The sequence below is a fragment of the Mycobacterium sp. genome (genome assembly GCF_049673265.1).
In the GTDB taxonomy this organism is placed as follows: Bacteria; Actinomycetota; Actinomycetes; order Mycobacteriales; family Mycobacteriaceae; genus Mycobacterium.
In genome coordinates, this window is sequence record NZ_JBATXN010000420.1 from 1 (window position 1) to 4,408 (window position 4,408).

Below are 4,408 nucleotides of genomic sequence, written 5' to 3' on the forward strand. Positions count from 1 at the left end.
GCTTCGGGGCGTGCAGCAATCGGGAGCTGATGCGGTCGGAAAGGTTCTGCACCACCGCGTCGTGGCCCTCGCTGCCGAACGCCACGCGCACCAGCCCGGCCGGCGTCGCGGCCACCAGCAAGGCGCCGACGGGTGAGTCGACCGTTCGGTAGGCGACATCGAGAAGGTCGTCGCGGTCGGCAGCCGCCGCCAGCCGGGCGTGCAGGCGGGTGATGTCGTCGTCGTCAACCGGGTAGAGCGCGGCGAGGTCAACTGTGGTCATTGGTGGACTCCTTATTCGTCAATACTGTTGTGCGGGTACGTACGTCGCAGCGCGGCGATGCCGTCAGCGGCCGCGCGCCGAGCCGCGGCCGCACTGCTGTCCAGCAGCGTGGCGATCTCGGCGTAGGGCAGGCCGGCCAGGTAGTGGTAGGCCACCGCCTGACGTTGTTTGGTCGGCAACGCGGCGACCGCCTCGGTCAGGTCAGAGTGATGTTCGGCGGGGTGGCCACACCCCGGTTTATCCGGTGTCTCCGCGACCGGTATCGCCCGTCGAGACGTGGCGCGGTGAATATCGATCGCCTTGCGGTGGGCGATGGTAACCAGCCACGCCTCGAGGTTCGCATCGGTCGGTAGGCCGGGGTAGGCCTTCATCGCCGCCAAGAAGGTGTCGGACCAGGCGTCGTCAGCATCGGCGTGGCCGAGGACCGCGCGGACCACCCGCAGCACGGTGGCGCCGTGCTGCGCGACGACCTTCTCAAACGGCGGCTTCATCTACCACAGCGTGTCAGGCGAGGCGGGTATCGCCTCCTCCAGTTCGAGCAAGTAACGCTTACGATTCAGGCCGCCGGCATATCCGGTGAGTTTCCCGCCTGCTCCGAGCACCCGATGGCAGGGGATGAGGATCGACAGCGGATTGCCGCCAACCAAGCCGCCGACGTCGCGCGCGTCGATGTCGCCGCCGACCCTGCTCGCCAGCTCACCGTAGGTAGTGGTTTCGCCGTACGGGATTTCGGCCAGTCGTCGCCAGACGTGGCGCGCCATATCGCAACCGCGCGGGTTGAGCGGCAGATCGAATTGCCGGCGCGCACCGGCGAAGTACTCGGCCAGCTGGGCAACGGCCTCGTCGAAGCCGTGATCGACATTTGAGTCGACGTGCGGTCCGAACGACTCGCGGTCCGGGCGGGTCCAGTGGCCGGGGAAGTACACTCCGGTCAGGCCGGAGTCGTCGCGCACCAGCGTCAACGGGCCGATCGGTGATTCGATGACGACGTGACGCGTCGAAATCGTGGCGGCTGCGGTAGACATGGGCGGCTCCGTGGGTCGTCGGAATTGCTATCTACCCGGTAAACGTCTGGTCCGCCCCGTTTGTGAGCTGCCGGGCGAACTCGCGCAGATCGTTGGCGACGATCGCCGGTTGCGGTAAGCCGGGAATCGGTAGCAGCGCATTGCCGGGGCGAGTGATCAGCGCGCCGCTGAATCCCGCGGATTGCGCCCCGATGGTGTCCCAGACGTGGGCAGCGACCATCATGCAATCCGCCGGAGCCACCGCGAGTTCCTCGGACACGTACCGGTATACGGCTGGCGCGGGTTTAAACGCGCGACACGCCTCGACGCTGAACGTCTGCTCGAAGAAGTGCGCCAGCGCTGCGTGTTCCAACGGGGTCGGCCCGCCAGGATTGGGTGGCGAATTCGTCAGCGTGACCAGGCGAAATCCGTTGTCGCGCAGCGTTGTCAGGCCATCCTCGACGTCGGGATGGGCGGGCATCGTCAGCATGCTCTCCTTCAGTGCCTGCACGTCGTCGTCGTTGACCACGAGGCGATGGGTGCTGGCGAGCATCTGCAGCAGTCCCTGGCCAAGGGTAAAGAAATCGACGTAGTGCCCCGAGAGCGTTGCAGTCATCGAGTACATGACGAGCTGGTTGAACCACTCGCGCACCGCCGCTGGGTCGCCGAAGATGCGCTCGAAAAGCGGTGTCATGGATTCGATATCAATCAGTGTTTCGTTCACGTCGAACACCAAGACGGATGGAGCGGCAATCATCTCTCCATCATCCACGTCAGCCCACGACGATGGCCATTTTTCCGCAGGCCTCACCGGCGGGGGATTCGCGCCCAAACATTATGGGTCAGACAACCCAGAAATTCTAGTCGGTGTTCAGCTCGAGGACTTGCGGCGAGCGGATCCGCGGCGCTTGGGCGCTGGTGCGAACGAGCGCACATATTCGACAGCCGCGTTCAGCGCTGCGCGCAGCGGTTCGGGGCTGTCGGTGATGTAGGTGACCATGGCGCCGCCCTGATGCGCAGCGACCAGTGCGGCCGAGAGGTGCCGCGGATCGGCCTCGGGGCGCAGATCGCCGCGGCGGCGCATCTCGGTGAGTCCGGCGCGAAACTGACCAATCCATTGGTCATAGCCCGCGGCCAGATCGGCGTGGATTTCGGCGTCGGCCTCAACCAACTCCCCGGCCAGCGAACCGTAGACACATCCACCCCTGCGGTAGACCGCGTTGATGCCGGCAATGTTCGCATCGGCCCACGCTTGCAGCGCGTCCAGGCTGTCCAGGGCGCCGAGCTGTGGCTGCCGGTGAAACTTTCGGACGTCGTCGCGGCGTGCGTCGATCACCGTGCGGGTCAGATCGCGTTTGTCATGGAAATAGTGCGAGATCTGCGATCCGCTAACAGCCGCCGCGCTGCGCACCTCGTCGATGCTGGTGCCGGCAACGCCGCGCTGGAACATCAGTTTGGCGGCGACGTCGACGATGCGCGCCCGAGTCGCGCGTCCTTTGCGAGTGAAATCTGTTGTGGCGTTGTCGTTCACGATGCTGCTGGCTTCGCGCGTCGAGCGCGGGGGCGGCGTGCAGGACGGGGAACCCGTTCGGCGGGGTCGATGGCGAACATGCGCAAGTAGTTGACCGCGAACCGCGCAGCGTCGGCGTGTGGCCACTCCTGGCGATAGGTGAAACTCAGCGTGGCGCCGCCTTGATGGGCACTGACTATGACCAAAGCCAACTTTCGTGGGTCTGCGGATGCGACCAAGACGCCGTGATCCTTCATCCGTTGAATCGCCTGCTGCAGCAGCTCGATCCACTGGTTGTAGCCAGCCGCCAGTGTCTCGCGTGTCGCAGTGTCAGACTTGCCGAGTTGTCCGGCCAGCGCATGATATGTGGGCGTGCCGGAGTAGCCGATGCGCCGCAGGTAGCGCATGTTCAGATCAATCCAGCGCTCGAAGTCGTCAAAGGTATCCAGACTCCCCAGCTTGGGCTGACGGTGGAAGTCGAGCACCACGTTGATCTGCCTTACGACGACTGCGCGGATCAGCGCCTGCTTGTGGGTGAAGTAGTGGGCAAGTTGCGAGCCGCTTACCGACGCGGCCTTGCGCAGCGCGTCCATGTTCAACGCCGACAGACCGTCGCGCAGGATCAGCTCGGCGGCCACCTTCACGATCCGGTCGCGGGTGGCGCGACCTTTGGCAGTCAGACGCCGGTCGTCGTGCAGGTCGACACGAACCATAACGTCAGGTTAACGCCGGTGGCGAGCCGGTTATGGGATGTTCAACCCATACGGTTGCGCCGTGTCTTGTTAGGCGGCGGGATGCACTTTGGCGAGGAAGGAACGGATCAGCCCGGTCACCTCGTCCAGCGCCGACTCCAGCAAGAAATGTCCTCCGTCGAGCAGATGGATTTCCGCGTCAGGCAGGTCATCGGCGAAAGCCTGCGCACCTGCCGGACCGAATATCTCGTCGCCGCGGCCCCACACCGCCAGCAGGGGCACCTTGCTAGCGCGGAAGTACTCGTGCACGCGCGGATATAGCGGTGAGTTGCTGGCATAGTCGCGAAACAGCGTGAGTTGCACTTCGTCGTTGCCCGGCCGGGATAGCAGCGCATAGTCGTGATGCCAGGACTCGGGATTGACCAGAGTCTCGTCCGCCACCCCGGTGAGGTATTGCCATCGGGTCGCGTCCAGGGTGAGGAATTGCCGCACCGGGCCTTCTGTTTCGGCGTTCTGCTCGCTTTGGTAGGCCGTGACCACCTTCCAGAAGCTCTCCACAAATCCGGCGTCGTATGCGTTGCCGTTCTGGCTGATGATCGCCGTGATCGCGGCCGGGTCGGCGAGCGCCAGCCGCCACCCAATCGGCGCACCGTAGTCCTGCACGTACACCGCATACCGGTCGATCCTCAATTCGCGTAACAAGCCCTGTGTCAGGGCCGCAAGCGCATCGAAGGTGTAGTTGAACTGCTCCACCGGCGGCGCGTCAGAAAGCCCGAAGCCCAAATGATCCGGTGCGATGACGCGGTAGCCGTCGGCGAGCGCGGGAACCAGGTCCCGGAACATATATGAGCTGGTCGGAAATCCGTGTAGCAGCACCACTGCAGGCGCCTGCGGATCGCCGGCTTCCCGGAAGAACAGCCGGTGACCGTCGACCGTGAGG

At 64.7% G+C, this 4,408-nt stretch carries 6 protein-coding genes and 1 pseudogene; all 7 read right to left on the reverse strand.

Translation table 11 applies throughout. From position 1 onward, the window contains the following. Positions 1-262: pseudogene (locus tag WBF82_RS14335) on the reverse strand (methylated-DNA--[protein]-cysteine S-methyltransferase); the annotation flags it as partial. An 11-nt stretch (positions 263-273) separates the two neighbouring features. Further along, on the reverse strand, positions 274-753 hold the full coding sequence (locus tag WBF82_RS14340; protein WP_424383663.1) for an RNA polymerase sigma factor: 480 nt from the start codon (positions 751-753) through the stop codon (positions 274-276). Further along, positions 754-1,287, reverse strand: a complete 534-nt coding sequence (locus WBF82_RS14345) for a methylated-DNA--[protein]-cysteine S-methyltransferase (protein WP_424383664.1) — start codon at positions 1,285-1,287, stop codon at positions 754-756. A gap of 31 nt (positions 1,288-1,318) precedes the next feature. After that, complete coding sequence (locus tag WBF82_RS14350; protein ID WP_424383668.1) at positions 1,319-2,020, reverse strand: haloacid dehalogenase type II; 702 nt, start codon at positions 2,018-2,020, stop codon at positions 1,319-1,321. A gap of 117 nt (positions 2,021-2,137) precedes the next feature. Beyond that, positions 2,138-2,797 carry a TetR/AcrR family transcriptional regulator gene (locus tag WBF82_RS14355; RefSeq protein ID WP_424383665.1) on the reverse strand — a complete coding sequence of 220 codons (660 nt, stop codon included), beginning with the start codon at positions 2,795-2,797 and terminating at the stop codon, positions 2,138-2,140. After that, positions 2,794-3,489 carry a TetR/AcrR family transcriptional regulator gene (locus tag WBF82_RS14360; protein ID WP_424383666.1) on the reverse strand — a complete coding sequence of 232 codons (696 nt, stop codon included), beginning with the start codon at positions 3,487-3,489 and terminating at the stop codon, positions 2,794-2,796. The genes WBF82_RS14355 and WBF82_RS14360 overlap by 4 nt, the downstream gene beginning before the upstream one ends. Before the next feature lie 69 nt (positions 3,490-3,558). Then, positions 3,559-4,408, reverse strand: an 850-nt coding sequence (locus WBF82_RS14365) for an alpha/beta fold hydrolase (protein ID WP_424383667.1), incomplete at its 5' end; no start/stop codon positions are given.

Coding starts and splice junctions, on each gene's coding strand:
- WBF82_RS14345 (WP_424383664.1), bottom strand. CDS start 1,287: ATGTCTACCGCAGCCGCCACGATTTCGACGCGTCACGTCGTCATCGAA.
- WBF82_RS14360 (WP_424383666.1), bottom strand. CDS start 3,489: ATGGTTCGTGTCGACCTGCACGACGACCGGCGTCTGACTGCCAAAGGT.
- WBF82_RS14340 (WP_424383663.1), bottom strand. CDS start 753: ATGAAGCCGCCGTTTGAGAAGGTCGTCGCGCAGCACGGCGCCACCGTG.